Origin of the sequence: Acinetobacter sp. TGL-Y2, from assembly GCF_001612555.1 — a bacterium.
In the GTDB taxonomy this organism is placed as follows: Bacteria; Pseudomonadota; Gammaproteobacteria; order Pseudomonadales; family Moraxellaceae; genus Acinetobacter.
Genome location: NZ_CP015110.1, coordinates 2,996,609 through 3,012,279, shown reverse-complemented (window position 1 = coordinate 3,012,279; position 15,671 = coordinate 2,996,609). Strand labels below are relative to the sequence as shown.

Here is a 15,671-nt window from a genome sequence, read left to right as displayed (position 1 = left end):
AATTAAAATGCGAGCTTATCCTCATTTTTTTTCTTAAGTAAGAGATATATCTCATCTTTTAGCTTTAGTTTTTTCCGTTTTAAACATTCAATGTCCTCATTGATCAAATTCACCAGATCTTGTTCAAGCTGGGTAATCTGTCGATCTAACTCGTCATGGTCCAGCATCATTTTGGCAAAATGTGGATCCTCCAGTAACAGGATTTGCATTAAATCTCGGTGTTCAGGAAACATGTTTTTCAGTTTTTTATTCATAGTTTTTGTGTTCATGGTCGATGTATCTACCTCATGTTGGAAATAAAGAGGGGGAGAGAAGATTAGTCAGTGTGAAAAATCTTCATCGTGCTGTAAATGAATAAAACATGATTAGGTTTTCATTAAATCAACTTTTACTGATCTGCGGATGTTTGACTTGCTTGCGCAGCTGCTGCACTTCATCAATCAAATCCAGCATCATGGCAACGGCTGAAAAACTTGCTTCAAAATCACGTTGTAAGCGATAGGCACGCCTTGCTCGGGTCAATTCCTCTCCAAAGAATTGATGAATTCGGGTATCGCTACGTGCGGGTAAAATTTCGTATTCTAGAAGTTGCAAGACCCATTCAGGGCTTTGCCCACAGGCTTGGGCAAAATGATGCAAATCAAAAATATAATGCTCATCGACAATTTCAGCTTCTAAACATCCATTTTGAATGATTTCACGATATTGGATCGTCGTCATCTCAGCTCTCCTTTAGTTGGATCGAGGATTAAAGTGCGAAAATGCTTTGGCAAAGTCCTCATACGCATGCAGGTGTTGTTCGGTTTCCGCTTTGGGGTAAACAATATTTAAAATCAGGTATAAGTGTCCTGGTATTTTGGCAGGAATGCCTTTTTTTTTAAGGCGCAGTTGTTTGCCATAGACTGTATTTTTGGGGATAGAGACATTGATCCTTCCTGCGGGTGTCATCACTTCAATATTTTGACCCAGTGCTGCTTCCCATGGACTAATGTCAATGCTGTAATAAATATCTGCATCTTCAACGCGGGTGTTTGGGCTATGTTTATAGTGAATTTCAATGTATAAATCGCCAGCTTCACCGCCATTGATACCCGCTTGACCTTGCTGGCTTAACCTGATCTGTTGACCTTGTTTCATGCCTTTTGGAATTTTAACTTCAAGGGTTTTACGCTGAACTTCAGCTTCACCATAGGCATTGAAGCTCGGAATCTGTAGAGTAATATTTTGAGTTGTACCGTGAAATGCCACATCTAAATCAACTTCTAAGCTGGCGTGCTGATCTTCACCGCGAAAGGGGCGATTTGAATGGGAAGCACGACTTTGATTTGAATTTTGACTAGAATAATGCTTCCCACCACCAAAACCTTGTCCAAAGCGACCAAACAAATCTTCAAAACCATTAAATTGAGCTGATTGCTGTTGATTTGAATGAGCTTGATAACCACCAAAATCATCCGTACCTGTGCCACCAAATGCGTCTGCAACTTGTGGATGGTCGATTTCGAAATCGTATTTTTTTTTCTTTTCCGCATCACTTAAAGTGTCATAAGCCACATTAATCCTTTGCATCATCTCTTCTGCATTGGATTCTTTGCTGACATCAGGATGGTATTTCCGGGCTAATTTTCGGTATGCTTTTTTGATGTCATCTATGGTGACATCACGTTTTAAATCCAGTTCTTCATAATAGTTTTTTTCCATTGCAATAAATAACCATTGATTGCGTTTTAACCATTATGGACAGAGTTTTCGTGACTACAATATGTCTCGTTGGTGATTAATTGTTTCTAAACTTTACCAAGGCGCGTTTATTCGCATTAGACTTAGCATTTAAGTGAACTGCGTCACTTAGTTGATATATTTCAATTATTTTTAATTGTATTCAGTTGGATTAAATTTAAGCTTAGATTTGAATTTTTTTACAATTTCGAAACGCATAGATCTAGACATAAAAACGAGACATAAAACGAGACATAAAAAAGAGTGGGGGAATGCCCACTCCTTAATTTTAGCGATGATCGAGTCATGAAAGTTGAAGAATTAACTTAAGTGCTCACCAAACAATGCCAAGGCTTCTTCTGCACTAAAGCTGTACTGCGTGCTACAGAACTGGCAATCCATATTGATTGGATTTTGAACTTCAAGCGTTTCACGTACAGACTCAACGCCAATCTGTTCAAGTGCAGTAGCACAGCGTTCACGTGAACAGGTACAACCAAACTGAAGTTTTTCAGCTTCAGGTAAGCGCACCTCTTCTTCGTTGTATAAACGATATAAAATTTCTTGGGCATCAAGCTGAGTTAATTCTTCAGTTTTCAGTGTTTCTGTCAACAAGGTCAAACGTGGCCAAATATCTTCATCGACCAATTGCTGTTCTTCTTCATTATTACGCGGTAACAATTGAATCAGTAAACCGCCAGAACGTTGGTTAGAGCTTGCAAGTACAATACGCGTTGGAATTTGTGCGGACAAATCATAGTATTGCATCAGGCATTTGGCTAAAGTCGGTTTATCGAGTGGCACGATACCTTGATAACGTTCCCCAAACTCAGGTTCGATATTGATAAATAAAACGGGACTAAGCAAGCTTGAAAGTACTGTGCTACTGTCTTCTGCCTGATTGAAATGTGGATCTTCTTCATAATCCGCCAAGGCCCGTAATTCACCCAAGTGATTACATTCTGCCATCGCCCATTTTAAAGTGCCGCTGGCTTGAATTTGGAGGCTAATACGTCCTTTAATTTTGAGTGTACTTGCCAGCAAAGCGGTTGCGCTAAGCATTTCACCCAGCAGGACTTGAATGGCAGGTGCATAGGTTCTTTGAGATAAAATGGTTTGCAAGGCATCTTCAAGATGAACCACTTCACCGCGAACAGGGCTATTTTCAATAAAAAAACGTTGACGTAAATCAGACATAAAATTCTCCAAATCCCTGCTTAGATGGTGACTATATTGTAAATCACAAGTTAATTTTCTTCATCACGACAAACATTAATCTGATCGGGTGTATGTTGTGCTTTATGTAAACTGGAGTGACGCAGCAGATCAATTCTATCGCGTTGTGCTTCAGCTTCATTCTTTTCCAGGTTCTTGGCATCACTTTCAAAGATATGCTCAAGCTCACCCAAGAAGTTACGGTAACTCTCATAGACTTTTTGTTCGTCGGTATAGATGCGCTGTTGTTCTGCAATGAGCTTTTCATCATAATCACGGAAGATTTCAATGCTATTTTTAGCATCTTCCTCTGAAACACCAACAATACACATCGCACGATACGCCATGCCCAGCGATGACAAATACGTTTCACGCCAAATATATTCAATGCCTAAGTCTTTGAGTAAATGCATGTGGTAACGGTCACGCGCACGCACCACCAAAAGTAGCGTAGGATAATTCAATCGGATATGCCGTGCCACATTCATTGACACTTCAACGTCATCAATCGCGAGCACAAAAACTTTGGCATGTTGAATGCCCGCAGAGCGTAACATTTCAGGCTGGGTTGCATCGCCATAATACAGTTTACCGCCATATTTACGCACAAAATCAATCCGATCAATATTGTTGTCTATGGCAGTAAAAGCAATGCGCTGCATGTGAGCCAAGCGCGCGACAATCTGTCCAACACGTCCAAAGCCCGCAATAATCATCGGCGCATGTGCATCTGGGATATCATCGTATTCAGGCACATCTTTTTGCTCAAATACAGGCACCAACCATTTTTGCACCATCCAAAAGAAAATAGGCGTAAGTGCCATAGAAAGCGTCACGATCAGCGTCACTGGATCTATGAGTGCTTGGCTCATCACGTTTTCACTTCGCGCTACCGCCAAAACGACATAAGCAAACTCACCGCCTTGCGCCAGACACACCGCGATTAAAATACTTTGCTTCCATTCGTATTGGTAATACCGCGCAATAGCGAGCATCAATATGGCTTTGATGAAAATGAGTAACAATGCTCCGCCAATAATCAACAGAGGCATTTCAACAATCAGCCCAAGCGGTGTGCTCATGCCCACGGTCATGAAAAATAAACCCAGCAGCAGACCTTTAAAAGGGTTAATGCTGGCTTCAAGTTCATGACGAAATTCTGAATCAGCCAGTAAAACACCTGTTAAAAATGCGCCCAAAGTGGTACTGATCCCGAGCACATCCATGAGCACGACGACTGCAATCACAATGAACAGTCCTGCTGCGGTAATCAGCTCCGTGGCACCACTTTTTACGATAAACCGGAAAAATGGACGCATTACATAACGGCTGAACAAAAACAAACCTGTAAAGGTGGCAATCACGGCAGCGAAATAGGCAATGCCATGATGACTGGATTGGCTTCCAGCGAGTAAAGGAATCAGTGCAATCAGTGGAATTGCAGCGATGTCTTGAAACAGTAAAATCGAAAAGGATTGCTGACCATGTGTGGTATTGAGCTGCTGCTGTTCAGATAAAAGCTGTAACACAAAAGCGGTAGAAGACAGAGCCAATGCAAAACCAATGACAAAACTGGCTGATAGGGATTGTTGGAACAAGAGCCAAGCTGTTCCCATCAAGACAACCCCAGTAATGAACACTTGAGCCGAGCCTAACACAAAGATAGATCGACGCATTTGCCAAAGACGCTGTGGACGTAGCTCTAAACCAATGAGGAACATCAGTAAAATCACACCAAACTCTGCCAAATGCATAATGGCATCTGCATCGCGTGCAATGTTCAGCACACTTGGACCGAGCAAAATGCCAGTCAATAAATAGCCCAAAACTGTCGCAATCCCCAAGCGCTTTCCAAGCGGCACGAGAATGAGTGCAGCGGCAAGGAAAATGGTAATTTGTAACAGTAATGACATGGGCGTTTCCTGAATTGTTGTTATTTAAATGATTGAGTTTTATTTAAGGTCATATAGATTTCTGTTGAGTTTTTGAACGATTTAATCCATTCCCCAAGCGGGTTTGCTCTATAGGGCTGAATATTAAACTTCAAAAATTATAATCTTCTCAGTTTAAATGTTATATGAAAATTTGTGTACGGAACTGGCTGGGGAAAAATCACTAGCTGAGCTCTTGTGGGTCTACATCAATGGTCAGCTTCATGCCAGAGGGTTTGTAATGCAAAACCTGTTGCCACCATTCACGTAGATAAAAATGCAACTTTGCGCGCTCTAAAGACAATAACACCACATGCGCTTGATAGCGTCCTGCCTTACGTTCCATAGGCGCAGGAATTGGTCCCCAAATATCAATCAAATCTCCAGCATGTTGTCTGAGTAACTCAGTCATTTCTGTCAGGAACTTTTGGTTGTCTTCTTGATTCTTGGATTCACAGCGCAGTAAAACCGCATAACGACACGGTGGAAGCAGTGCCATTTGACGGTCTTTTAATGTCTCTTTGGCAAAAGCCCGATAATCTTTTTGTATTAAAGTGTTCAGCAGTGGATGATCTGGGCGTAAGGTTTGTAAATACACTTCACCTTTTTTCTCGCCTCGTCCTGCACGTCCCGCCACTTGAATGATGAGCTGCGCCGTACGTTCAGTGGCACGGAAGTCCACACTGAGTAAACCTGAGTCTATATCTAAAATCGCCACCAGCGTGACATAAGGGAAGTGATGTCCCTTGGCCAGCATTTGTGTGCCCAATAAAATCATGGGTTCACTTTTATGAATCTGATCGTAAATTTTTTGCCAACTGCCGACACGACTGGTCGAATCACGATCTACTCGAATGATTTTATGTTCTGGAAATAACTCATTTAAACTTTCTTCGACTTTTGCCGTACCCATACCAATGGGTTTTAATGTATTTTGATGACACTGCGGACAGGCATCAGGTAGGCGGTTAATGGTGCCACAGTGATGACAGTGTAAATGCTCGTAGGGTTTTTTATGTAAAGTAAAATGCGCATCACAGTGTGGACAATTGGCTTGCCAAGCACAACTTTCACAAATCAGCACAGGGGCATAACCCCGACGGTTTAAAAAAATCAGCACCTGTTCTTTATTATCTAAACGCGTTTGAACTTCCTTAATCAGCGCTTCACTGATCCCATGTTGTTTTTTGGCAATTTTTAAATCAATCAAATGTATTTTCGGCATGCTTGCCCCACCTGCACGATGATTTAACTCCATACGTGTCAGTTTGCCTTGTTCAGCCAAATGAAAACTGTCAATGCTGGGTGTGGCTGAGCCTAAAATGATCGGACACTTTTCCAAAAAAGCACGGTACATGGCAACATCACGCGCGTGATAACGAAACCCTTCTTGTTGTTTAAACGATAAATCATGTTCTTCATCTAAAATAATCAAGCCTAAATTCGGCATGGGGGTATAGATGGCAGAGCGCGTTCCCAAAATAATAGAGGCTTTACCCGTTTGGGCATATTGCCAAGCTTGTAAGCGCTTAGCGTCATTTAAACCCGAATGCATCAGGACTATGTTGCAGTGAAAGCGTGATTGAAAACGGCTGATGGTTTGTGGAGTCAAACCAATTTCAGGCACCAAAACCAGCACCTGTTTGCCTTGCTTTAACACCTCATGCATCACCTGCAAATACACTTCAGTTTTACCACTACCGGTGAGACCGTCGAGCAAGAACGCATGATAATTTTTCTGATCTTTTAAAATACGTTGAATAGCTTTCTTTTGTTCATCATTTGCGGTTAAAGGCATTTGTGCCAATTGCACAGGTTCAGGCTCAAAATTTTGTGCCTCGAGTTGACACTGAATGAGTCCTTTTTTTTCAATCGCTTTTAAGGTCGCCGTTTCCACACCACTCAAATTTAAAATAGTCTCTAAAGTGCCTTGTGGATGCAATTTTAAAATTTTATAAGCTTCAAGTTGCTTTAAGGAGCGCTTCACGCGTGGCTCTGCATCGAGATCCAACACTTTCCAGGTGCGTGCCAATAAGTTATAAGGTTTGCCTTGGCGCAGTAAAGTGGGAAGCGTAATATGCATGACCTCGCCAATGGGAAATTGGTAATACTGCGCTGACCATGTGGCAAGTTTTAACACAGTATCATTAATGAGGGGCTGATCATCTAAAAGTTCAGTGATGTTTTTCAGTTTAAAGCGCGGGTCAATCGGAGACTCAGCACTGAGTTTTTCGGTCACGATACCCACTACATTTTGCCTGCCAAATGACACTGCAACACGTGAACCCATTTTTATTTGTGAATATTCTTCGGCTGACACTTGATAATCAAAACAATCATACAGGTGTACAGGTACAGCAACCCGCACGCGGTAAATGGCTTGGCTTAATTCTGTAATATTTGTCATATAGAGTATTCGGCTCGACAATATGAAATTTTATCGTGGTTGGTTCAGGCTTATGCTAAAGTGAATCGTCATTGATTCAATCGAATATGAATGATTTTATGGGTGTTAAGCAACACTCAAGACTCAATATTTAGGAAAACTAGAGCATTATAATGCCTGCATATCAATATACTGCCATAGATGCTTCAGGGAAGCAGCAAAAGGGCGTGCTCGAGGGTGATTCGGCACGTCAAATTCGACAACAACTTCGAGATAAGCAATGGATTCCAGTTCAGGTTGATGCGGTAGAGCAAAAAGATAAAAATCAAAACTCAAGTTGGTTTCAAAAGAAATTCACCGCCTATGAGTTGGCACTCATGACGCGACAGCTGTCGGTACTGGTTGCTGCTGGTATTCCTTTAGAGGAATGTTTACGCGCCGTTTCCAAGCAAAGTGAAAAAGCCCATGTACGCAATTTAATGTCTTCAGTGCGCTCTAAAGTTATGGAAGGGCATTCATTGGCGCAAGGCATGCAACAATCGGGACGTTTCCCAGATTTATATATTGCCACCATTGCCGCAGGCGAGCGCTCAGGTCATTTGGATCTGATTTTAGACCAACTTGCAGACTACACTGAAAACCGTTTTGCCATGCAAAAGAAAATTCAAGCCGCGATGATTTATCCCATCATTTTAATGCTGATGTCCTTTGCCATTGTGATGGGCCTGATGACCTATGTGGTGCCAGATATCGTTAAAACCTTTGATCAAACGAAAGATGCATTGCCTTGGATTACGGTTGCACTGATGAAAGCCAGTGATTTTATACGGTTGGCGTGGCCTTTCGTGTTAGCAGCGTCAGCTTTGGGTATTTTCTTGTTGATTCGTTTTTTAAACACCAAAGCAGGGCATTATGCATTTGATCGCTTGACCCTAAAACTGCCTTTATTTGGTAAGCTTTCCAAGGGCATTAACGCGGCGCGCTTTTCCAGTACCCTGTCTATTTTGACGCAATCTGGTGTGCCTTTGGTCGATGCATTAAAAATTGGTGCAGCGGTGAGTAGCAATTGGGTCATTCGTGATGCGGTCAATGTGGCAGCAGAGCGTGTCACAGAAGGTGGGAACTTGGCCACTCAGCTAGAACGCTGTGGTTATTTTCCGCCAATGATGGTGCAAATGATCAAAAGTGGTGAGGCCTCAGGTGAGCTAGATCGGATGCTACAACGTGCATCAGTCATGCAAGATCGAGAGGTCACCACCTTGATTTCGACACTGTTAGCACTGCTAGAGCCGCTGATGTTGGTGCTCATGGCTGGTATTGTTTTGGTGATTGTGATTGCGGTGATGTTGCCAATTGTCAATATGAACAATATGATTTAAACACTCACCTATACTTGAACAAATAATCGAGAGAGAATTGGAATGCAAAGCAAGAATAAACGGATGCAACAATCAGGTTTTACCTTAATCGAAGTCATGGTCGTGATTGTGATTTTAGGCGTGCTTGCAGCACTCATCGTTCCGAATGTCATGGGACGGGGTGAGAAAGCCAAAGTGGACACCACCAGCATTACCTTGAAAGGTGTTGCAGGTGCTTTAGATCAATATAAGTTAGACAATAACCAATACCCATCGATGCAAGATGGTGGTTTAGATGCGTTGGTCACTCAGCCTGCAACGGCTAAAAACTGGTTGCCAGGGGGGTATGTGAAAGGTGGCTATCCAAAAGACAGCTGGGACAATGATTTGCAATATGTGATTCCGGGTTCAGAAGGTCGTGCATTTGATCTATATTCTTTTGGCGCTGACGGTAAGCAAGGTGGTGAAGGCAATGACGCGGATCTGTTCTACACCCCCTAAATGAAAACCATTCTGAATAAGTCTGAATAAGCCTGCATGGTATTAATCACTTCACTTGATCGAATTAATAAATATTGAGTGAAGTGATAATATGTCCCATTTATAAAAATAATCGTAAGTTTATAAAAAATATAGTTATATTAAATTTAAACTATTTGAGAGTTATAATAAGAATTATTCCCATAGTTAATAGTTACAAGAAATCTCAAATATGAATTAATTAAGACTATTTATTTTACCCAAAGCTTGCATAATAGACTTCATAACAAAGGTTGAGTATAGGAGGCGTAAGATGAAAGCATTATTATTATCAGATCAAATTAACCATTTTCATTGGTCAATGCTCAAATCGGTCCTTCTTGTACTCAGCCTTTTGCCACTGAGTCATTTTTTTATGCAGCTTTGGGCGAGCACTGAAGGCAGTAGTCAAATTGTGGTGGGCTTTATGGCGATCAGTGTATTTAGTGCCTGTGCCATTTTGAGTTTTCACAGCGCGCTAAATGCAACGCTACAGCAACTTCAAGATCAGGATAGCTCATCACTGGAGCAACGTTTAGTCAAAGCCTATCGCTATGTACCCATGTTCAGTTTGACCGTGATGATGTCTTATTTGGCCACTCAGTTTTAAATTTTTAAAGCTTCATTCAAAGCCTAAAAAAACCGAGAATATGTCTCGGTTTTTTTTATCTTAACGAATATTTCTTGGATAGAATAATTTTAATACATGTGAATTTAGCGACGTGATTTAAAGCTGACATCCACTTTACGGGGGCGATAGAACCAGCCTAAAAGCAACAGCAGCAAAGACACGCCGAGTATCGGCCAATCACTGAAACGGTTATACCAAGTTTGACCTTGCATCGCAGGTAATTCACCGCGCAATACTGCTTTTTTGTCTATAGGTGCTTGAGACACGATATGACCATGATGGTCAATAAACGCCGTAACCCCAGTATTGGTGGCGCGAATAAACCAACGACCATTTTCTTTGGCGCGCATTTGCACCATCTGTAAATGCTGTAATGGACCTGCTGTGCCTTTAAACCATGCATCGTTAGAGACCGTTACTAAAAAGTCACTGTTCGTTGCATTACGTCGAGTCAAATTGGGGTAAGCCACTTCGTAGCAGATTGCAGCAGCGAGTGCATGACCTTGTATGGAAAATGGTTTTTGATCATGGTCACCGCGCGAGAAACCACTCATAGAGGGGTCATTTTGTAGCGCAGGAAGCACCCATCCCAAAACACCTGAAAGGGGAATATATTCACCAAAAGGCACTAAACGCTGCTTTTTATAGAGGCCAGAAGCATCTGAGCCTGATGCCATCATTGCATTATAATAAAGCGGATAACCCTGTGCTTTTGACTCGGCTAAATCCCAATAAGGAATACCGGTTACCCACGCCGTGTTGGTGCTCTTGGCTTGTTCATCCATGGCCTTGAGAAAAGGCTCGATATCAGTTTGAAATAAAGGAATAGAGGACTCAGGCCAAACAATTAAGTCACGGCCCCATTCAGTACGACTGAGCTGAGCGTAAATCTCTAGGGTTTTCCCTTGATATTCGGTGAGCCATTTTAAATCTTGTGGAATATTGCCTTGAATCAACGAGACTGATAAAGGCTTGCTCGGTTTAGGCTCGACGAAGCTCACAAATGAAACCGCCCAAGCACCCAAAATAACAACAGCTGATGGAATGATCCAGAAGAAACGTTTTCTTAAAATCTCGACCAAGGCGCAGGCAAGTAAAATCACCACAAAAGAGACGGCAAATACCCCAAATAAAGGAGCATAGCTATCTAAGAAACGTTCAGTGAACGCGTACCCTGCAAACAGCCATGGGAAGCCGGTAAACACCCAAGTTTTGGCCCATTCGAAGACCACCCAAAGCGGTGCGAAGGTCAGAGGGGTCTCTGGGAAAAAACGTCGATATACCCACGCTTGTACAGCAGAAAACAAACCCATGATCAATGCCATGATCGCAATCATGAGCACGCTTAAGGGAGCGCTGGTGTCTCCATATTCATGTATAGAGGTATACAGCCAAAAAGCACCGACAAACCATAAGCCAAAACCATAGGCGAGACCTAAGGAAAAAGCTTGTTTGGTCGAACGTTGGCTTAGAGTGGCATACAGCAGTGCTGGAGACAGAATCGCTAACCACCACCAATGAAAAGGCGCGAGGGCAAAACTGAAAATTGCGCCAGACGCCAATGCAATCATTAAGGGGTAGATAAATGGCAGCTGCTTTTGTTGTTGTGACGAATTAAACAGCTTGTCAAAGTGTGCTCTCATTTGCGGACGGCTCGAATCAGATGAATAGTACGGGCATCTGCTTCAATGATGGTCAACTCCCAATCGCCAAGTTCAATCACTTGACCTTGTAAATCACTCACTAAGCCAATTTCTTGAAGCAAAAGACCGCCCATAGTTTCTACTTCATCGTCAGAAAAATCAGCACTTAAAACATTGTTGAAGTGTTCAATTGGTGTAAGTGCTTGCACTAGCCATGTATTGGCGGTGTTGCTCGACTGATCAGGTAGAATATAATTGGCTTCTTCATCTTGATTGTCGTGTTCGTCTTCAATTTCACCAACAATTTCTTCCAAAATATCTTCTAAAGTCACCAGTCCTGAGGTTGAACCGTACTCATCAATCACAATTGCAATATGGGTTTGCGTATTTTTAAGCATACGCAAAACTTGATCAGAGCGTGCACTTTCTGGCACAAAAATCGGCTGGCGCATTAAAGCGTGAACCGTAATTTTTGAATCTCGATTTTTTAAAAAGGGTAGTAAATCTTTGGCAAGCAAAATCCCGACTACATTGTCGGGTTGATCTGAAGAGAACACTGGAAAACGTGAGTGAGCAGAGTCAATCAGTACATCTAGGATTTCAAGTAGCTCATCATCTTCTTGTAGGCTAATCATGGCAGTACGTGGGGTCATGACCTCACGAATTTTGGTGGCTGGAAGTTCAAAAATGCCTTCAAGCATAGCCACTGTATCGGGTTCAAGTAATCGACGTGAGTCTTGGACTAATTTGAGCAGCTCATCTCGGGTTTCTGGTGCTGTACCTAACCATTTGCGTAAACCACGCATACCCCATGATGGACCTGATTCCTCGTGCATGACCTTTCCTGCGGACGCTATCTTAAAAAATTTAATTTTAATCATACCGTAGAAAATTCAGATGTCTATCTGTATCAATCAAGAGCGGGTTTTAAAAAATGAATCAGTTCAGTTATGAAATGATCATTGCACGCTGTATCCATGCATATGGTCGTATTTTCAATTCAAGCCATGTCTTGAAGCTTATGTTAAAATGTGCCGATCTATGTAAATTGAGTCCGAGTATGTCTGAATTATCTACAACACCCTCTATACTGTTAAATACACGTGGTTTGCGTTGTCCGGAGCCTGTGATGATGTTGCATCAAGCTATTCGTAAGTCAAAATCGGGTGATGTGGTTGAGGTTTTTGCAACAGACAATTCAACCTCTTGGGACATTCCAAAATTTTGTATGCATTTGGGTCATGAACTCCTTTTACAAGAAGAAGTTTTGGGCGAAAACGGAGAAAAGGAATTTCATTACTTGGTGAAAAAAGGGTAAATCTAAATTGCATTGATGACCCTTGTTTCATTGAAATGATCCGTATACAAAAAGTCACAAAATACAGTTGAGAATTTTTTTCACTCCTCATTTTTTGTTTATACTGTCTACAAAGTATCTAAATAATAATTAATTTCGCTGATGAATAGTTTTTTTAGAAATATTTACAATGTATTAGAGCAATTGGGGCTTACCGCTCAAAAACGTGCCATTCACGTACAATTTTCTAATCCTGCATTAAACACTGAGGTGTTTTTACAACGCATCGATGGACAGCATGCATTGAACCAAGGTTCAACTGCCGAACTGATCTGTCTATCCACCAATGCCACGATTTCTCTGAAGCAATTTATTGGCTGTCAAGTCGCAGTCGACCAAGTGACGGACAAAGGCACACTGTTTCGTAGCACCGGCATCATCACTGAAGCCGCTCAAGGGCAAAGTGATGGATCTCTCACGCTTTACAAACTAACGCTGTCAGATCCCACTGCACTGTGGCATAAACGCCGTAACAGCCGCGTGTTTATGAACAAGTCTGCGGTTGAAGTGCTCGAAACCCTGTTCCAGGAATGGCAAAACAAAAGTCCACTGTTTGCATCGAGCTTAAGTCTAGACCTCAGTGGTCTGCAGCAACACTACGATGTCCGTCCCTTCATCATGCAAAGCAATGAAACGGATTATGATTTTATTACGCGATTGCTCCGAAGCGAGGGTATCAATTGGCTTATTGACGAAGCCCAAGCCATCGTTGCCACATCAGCAAGCCCGATTGAAGCGCAGAAACTCCGCCTAATTGACGACAACAGCCAATACCAAGCGCTTGAACGTAGAAACATCCGCTTCCACCGCAGCAGTGCCACAGAACAACAAGACAGCATCACCAGCTTTATCGGACAACGGACACTACAACCAACAGCTGTACACGTGCAACGCTGGCAAGCCGATGTTTTGGAACAAGAAGAAGGCGCAGGCACCGTCCAAAGCAAACACAAACATAGCAACAACCAAGACAATGCAAGTTTAGGTTTAGAACAAGCATGGCACGTCAGTCCAGCCTGGATGCAAGACCTGAAAGGTGAAGACCAAGCCACAGCTTCAAACAACAGTCAAATTGAAAAGCTGAACCAAAACCTCAGCAACTACTACGATGCGCAAAGTAAACAATTTATTGCCCACTCAACGGTACGCGATACCCAAGTCGGCTACTGGTTTGAACTGAGCGAACACCCAGAGATTGATCAACATAGTGGTTCAGACAAAGAGTTTCTGATTACAGCGAAGCACTACTACAACCAAAACAACCTGCCCAAAGACTTGAATGAACAGATCAACCAACTGATCAGCCAAAGCCACTGGAACAGCAACTTCAAACGCGAACACCACCAAGCAGAACGCCAAGCCAACAGCTTAACCCTGCAACGTCGCAACATCGCCACTGTTCCAGAATATAACCCACTCGAGCACCGCCCAGCAGCGCATCCACAACGCGCCAAAGTGGTGGGGCCAAGTGGCGAAGAAATTCATGTAGATGAATGGGGGCGCATTAAAGTCCGCTTCCTGTTCTCACGATCTGAGGATAACCAAGCCGATGGTGGCGCAGGTTCCAATAACAATGACACTGATTCAGCGTGGGTGGATGTCTTAACCCCATGGGCGGGTGAAGGTTATGGCGCACGCTTCCTCCCACGTATTGATGAAATTGTGGTGATTGACTTCTTTGATGGCAACATTGACCGTCCCTTTGTGGTGGGACGCATTCATGAAGCGCAGCGCAGTCCAACGAAGTTTGACATCAAAGGACAGCTACCTGACACCAAAAAGTTAGCAGGCATTCGTTCCAAAGAAGTCGGGGGCGCAGGCTTTGGACAGCTTAGATTCGATGACACGACAGCGCAAATCTCGACACAACTGCAAAGCAGTCATGGCGCAAGTCAGCTTAATCTGGGTAACTTAAGTCACCCCAAAGAGACCGAGACCAGTGAAGGACGAGGCGAAGGCTTTGAACTGAGAACTGATCAGTGGGGAGCAGTGAGAGCTGGGCAAGGATTACTGCTCTCAACCCACAGTCAAGGCGAAGCCAGTGGCCATCATTTGGATGCCAATGAAGCAAAAAGTCAGATCGAAAGTAGCTTAAACAACACCAAAGCCTTAAGTGAAGTGGCGAAGAATCAGCAGACGGATCCTTTAGAGAACCTAGATCAACTAAAAGCCTTCGTTTCTCAGCTTGAATCTGATTCATCAGAGGGCGGTAAGAGCAAGGCTGATGCTTTTAAATCTGCGCTGATGTTATTGGCATCGCCAAATAGTATTGCATTGGCATCTAATGAAGACATTCATTTATCGGCAGATCGTCACTTAAATTTAAATGCGAGTGACAGTATTAATCTCAGTACGCAAAAGTCTTTGATTGGACATGCACAATCTAAAATCAGTTTATTTGCCGCCCAAGAAGGGGCAAGGTTTTATGCAGGCAAAGGTAAGATTGAGATACAGGCGCAGGGTGATGGTGCTGATCTAATTGCTCGTAAAGGGATTCAAATCATCTCTACAGAAGATAAGATTGAGATTAAAGCGAGTAAAAAAATTGTTTTGATTGCGGGTGGGTCGCAGATTGAAATTAGTGGTGCTGGAGTCCTACCAACGACTGCTGGTAAGTTTGAAGTCAAAGCTGGGCAGCATAATTTTACATCAGGAAAGCAAGCTAATCTAACAAATTTGAATTTACCATTATTGGTTGATAAATCAAATAAATACTCATTAAAATTTAAATTAGTGGGAGATAAAATTGCTACTAAAGAAAAGCAATATATTATATTTGATAAAGAATTTAATGTGGTTGAAAACGGATTAATGCCTAAAGATAATCAGGTTTACTTAGAATCATTAGAGAAATCTGAAAAATTTTATATTCATGTTGTAGATGATGAAATTATTAAGGGGGATGATTAAAT

Annotated in this window: 13 protein-coding genes; 5 read left to right on the top strand and 8 right to left on the bottom strand. The window is 42.4% G+C overall.

Translation table 11 applies throughout. The features are described 5' to 3' along the window. Nucleotides 1-2 precede the first annotated feature (2 nt). The 6 genes from AMD27_RS14465 to AMD27_RS14440 form a co-directional block, all read right to left on the bottom strand. On the bottom strand, nucleotides 3-269 hold the full coding sequence (locus AMD27_RS14465) for a YdcH family protein (protein WP_067661798.1): 267 nt from the start codon (nucleotides 267-269) through the stop codon (nucleotides 3-5). A 112-nt stretch (nucleotides 270-381) separates the two neighbouring features. Then, nucleotides 382-720, bottom strand: coding sequence for a chaperone modulator CbpM (locus AMD27_RS14460; RefSeq protein ID WP_067661796.1), 339 nt, complete (start codon nucleotides 718-720; stop codon nucleotides 382-384). Nucleotides 721-732: 12 nt separating this feature from the next. Next, nucleotides 733-1,701 (bottom strand): DnaJ C-terminal domain-containing protein, encoded by a 969-nt coding sequence (locus AMD27_RS14455; protein WP_067661794.1) that lies wholly within the window; start codon nucleotides 1,699-1,701, stop codon nucleotides 733-735. Between the two features lie 339 nt (nucleotides 1,702-2,040). Further along, nucleotides 2,041-2,916, bottom strand: coding sequence for an Hsp33 family molecular chaperone HslO (locus AMD27_RS14450; protein WP_067661792.1), 876 nt, complete (start codon nucleotides 2,914-2,916; stop codon nucleotides 2,041-2,043). A 50-nt stretch (nucleotides 2,917-2,966) separates the two neighbouring features. Next, nucleotides 2,967-4,847 (bottom strand): monovalent cation:proton antiporter-2 (CPA2) family protein, encoded by a 1,881-nt coding sequence (locus AMD27_RS14445; protein ID WP_067661791.1) that lies wholly within the window; start codon nucleotides 4,845-4,847, stop codon nucleotides 2,967-2,969. Between the two features lie 202 nt (nucleotides 4,848-5,049). Next, nucleotides 5,050-7,272: a primosomal protein N' gene (locus tag AMD27_RS14440; RefSeq protein WP_067661789.1), complete on the bottom strand. Its 2,223-nt coding sequence runs from the start codon at nucleotides 7,270-7,272 to the stop codon at nucleotides 5,050-5,052. 152 nt (nucleotides 7,273-7,424) lie between these two features. Between AMD27_RS14440 and gspF the strand changes: the two genes are divergently transcribed. The 3 genes from gspF to AMD27_RS14425 all read left to right on the top strand — a co-directional run bounded on the left by gspF (nucleotide 7,425) and on the right by AMD27_RS14425 (nucleotide 9,738). After that, nucleotides 7,425-8,630 carry a type II secretion system inner membrane protein GspF gene (gene gspF / locus AMD27_RS14435; protein ID WP_067661787.1) on the top strand — a complete coding sequence of 402 codons (1,206 nt, stop codon included), beginning with the start codon at nucleotides 7,425-7,427 and terminating at the stop codon, nucleotides 8,628-8,630. Nucleotides 8,631-8,672: 42 nt separating this feature from the next. Next, nucleotides 8,673-9,110 (top strand): type II secretion system major pseudopilin GspG, encoded by a 438-nt coding sequence (gspG, locus tag AMD27_RS14430; protein ID WP_067661784.1) that lies wholly within the window; start codon nucleotides 8,673-8,675, stop codon nucleotides 9,108-9,110. 292 nt (nucleotides 9,111-9,402) lie between these two features. After that, on the top strand, nucleotides 9,403-9,738 hold the full coding sequence (locus tag AMD27_RS14425; RefSeq protein WP_067661782.1) for a hypothetical protein: 336 nt from the start codon (nucleotides 9,403-9,405) through the stop codon (nucleotides 9,736-9,738). Nucleotides 9,739-9,842: 104 nt separating this feature from the next. On the opposite strand, the gene lnt is transcribed toward AMD27_RS14425, so the two are convergent. Continuing rightward, nucleotides 9,843-11,402: an apolipoprotein N-acyltransferase gene (lnt, locus tag AMD27_RS14420; protein ID WP_067661780.1), complete on the bottom strand. Its 1,560-nt coding sequence runs from the start codon at nucleotides 11,400-11,402 to the stop codon at nucleotides 9,843-9,845. Continuing rightward, complete coding sequence (locus tag AMD27_RS14415) at nucleotides 11,399-12,238, bottom strand: HlyC/CorC family transporter (RefSeq protein ID WP_067661778.1); 840 nt, start codon at nucleotides 12,236-12,238, stop codon at nucleotides 11,399-11,401. Before AMD27_RS14415 ends, lnt begins: the two co-directional genes overlap by 4 nt. Nucleotides 12,239-12,462: 224 nt before the next feature. On the opposite strand from AMD27_RS14415, the gene tusA reads away from it, so the two are divergent. Both tusA and AMD27_RS14405 read left to right on the top strand, forming a co-directional pair. Continuing rightward, nucleotides 12,463-12,720 carry a sulfurtransferase TusA gene (gene tusA, locus AMD27_RS14410; protein ID WP_067663053.1) on the top strand — a complete coding sequence of 86 codons (258 nt, stop codon included), beginning with the start codon at nucleotides 12,463-12,465 and terminating at the stop codon, nucleotides 12,718-12,720. Between the two features lie 141 nt (nucleotides 12,721-12,861). Continuing rightward, nucleotides 12,862-15,669, top strand: coding sequence for a type VI secretion system Vgr family protein (locus AMD27_RS14405; RefSeq protein WP_081405981.1), 2,808 nt, complete (start codon nucleotides 12,862-12,864; stop codon nucleotides 15,667-15,669). Nucleotides 15,670-15,671: the final 2 nt, after the last annotated feature.

Excerpts from the sequence above, each read along its gene's own strand:
- AMD27_RS14465 (WP_067661798.1), bottom strand. The coding sequence starts at position 269 with ATGAACACAAAAACTATGAATAAAAAACTGAAAAACATGTTTCCTGAA.
- AMD27_RS14460 (WP_067661796.1), bottom strand. The coding sequence starts at position 720 with ATGACGACGATCCAATATCGTGAAATCATTCAAAATGGATGTTTAGAA.
- AMD27_RS14455 (WP_067661794.1), bottom strand. The coding sequence starts at position 1,701 with ATGGAAAAAAACTATTATGAAGAACTGGATTTAAAACGTGATGTCACC.
- AMD27_RS14450 (WP_067661792.1), bottom strand. The coding sequence starts at position 2,916 with ATGTCTGATTTACGTCAACGTTTTTTTATTGAAAATAGCCCTGTTCGC.
- AMD27_RS14445 (WP_067661791.1), bottom strand. The coding sequence starts at position 4,847 with ATGTCATTACTGTTACAAATTACCATTTTCCTTGCCGCTGCACTCATT.
- AMD27_RS14440 (WP_067661789.1), bottom strand. The coding sequence starts at position 7,272 with ATGACAAATATTACAGAATTAAGCCAAGCCATTTACCGCGTGCGGGTT.
- gspF (WP_067661787.1), top strand. The coding sequence starts at position 7,425 with ATGCCTGCATATCAATATACTGCCATAGATGCTTCAGGGAAGCAGCAA.
- gspG (WP_067661784.1), top strand. The coding sequence starts at position 8,673 with ATGCAAAGCAAGAATAAACGGATGCAACAATCAGGTTTTACCTTAATC.
- AMD27_RS14425 (WP_067661782.1), top strand. The coding sequence starts at position 9,403 with ATGAAAGCATTATTATTATCAGATCAAATTAACCATTTTCATTGGTCA.
- lnt (WP_067661780.1), bottom strand. The coding sequence starts at position 11,402 with ATGAGAGCACACTTTGACAAGCTGTTTAATTCGTCACAACAACAAAAG.
- AMD27_RS14415 (WP_067661778.1), bottom strand. The coding sequence starts at position 12,238 with ATGCACGAGGAATCAGGTCCATCATGGGGTATGCGTGGTTTACGCAAA.
- tusA (WP_067663053.1), top strand. The coding sequence starts at position 12,463 with ATGTCTGAATTATCTACAACACCCTCTATACTGTTAAATACACGTGGT.
- AMD27_RS14405 (WP_081405981.1), top strand. The coding sequence starts at position 12,862 with ATGAATAGTTTTTTTAGAAATATTTACAATGTATTAGAGCAATTGGGG.